Genomic DNA, 1,030 nt, shown 5'->3' with positions numbered 1-1,030 from the left:
AACCCCAGTTCGGGATAAGCCACATTGTAACTCATTGATACTATTTACAATGTGGCTACCTGTCCCTGCTGAGGCATGTTTTTGATGGTGGGTTTATAGGGAAACCAGCAATAAGCAATCAAACCTGACAGCAAGTTTGTGATAAACCCCGTGACACTACGATGGCGTGAGTGTTCGATTTGGCACAAGTTTTTAAGCTCTCCAAACACCGTTTCAATCAAAGAGCGATGATTGAGTAGTGCCTCATCTATAGGCTCAAGCAATTGGAGTTTCATATTACGCCGAAGTTTGGTGATCAACATGGTATCACTGTGTTTTGTGAGCCACTCGTTTAGTGCTTTACTGATATAGCCTCTATCCCCAAACACCTTGCCAAACACAGACGTTGCCATATCCTTAACAGGCACTCTGTCATCGATATTACCCGCAGTGACTTTAACAGATAAAAGCTCGCCCTTATGATTGATAATGGCGTGCAGCTTAAAGCCATAGAACCAGCCCATGCTGCTTTTGCCTCGGGTTGCCATTCTTTCAAAGACTTTATGACGGTAGATACGCTTGTTATGACAAACTGCTATCTTGGTTGAATCAATATAGCTGATACCTGTACAGTCGCCCATCATGCTTTGCAAGTAGGCACATAATGGCATGATACTGCGTGGTATCAGCTCTATAAACCGTGAATAACTGGGCAAGTTTGGAAACTCCCGCTTCATCATGCCAAGCATGTGATGGTAGTAAAAAGACTTAAACTGTCGATACCGCAGTTGATGAAACAGTACCAAGATGGTCATCATCTCTGATACACTTATCTTGCATGCTCTTAGCCGTTGACGGCCCGTTGCGATTAAATGAGCGTCAAACTCAGGTTTGAATTGCTGATAAAAGTCGTCAATATGGCAGTATAGTTCGGTTAGGTTGTCCATGTAAGAAGTCCTTTTTGCTTAAGTGGTCTTGGTAAACTTACTTTAGCAACTTTGGACTTCTTTTTTTATCTTTTTTTTGAGCCCTTATCCCGAACTGGGGTTAA

1 protein-coding gene is annotated in these 1,030 nt (G+C 42.6%); it reads right to left on the bottom strand.

Annotated elements, in window-relative coordinates; translation table 11 throughout:
* Nucleotides 1-44: 44 nt before the first annotated feature.
* A complete protein-coding gene (locus tag JMX92_RS13345) occupies nucleotides 45-926 on the bottom strand; it encodes an IS982 family transposase (RefSeq protein WP_201546157.1) in 882 nt (293 codons plus the stop codon).
* Nucleotides 927-1,030: the final 104 nt, after the last annotated feature.

The sequence above is a fragment of the Psychrobacter sp. H7-1 genome (assembly GCF_904846585.1).
GTDB lineage: Bacteria > Pseudomonadota > Gammaproteobacteria > Pseudomonadales > Moraxellaceae > Psychrobacter > Psychrobacter raelei.
This window is presented reverse-complemented; position numbering and strand designations above follow the sequence as displayed.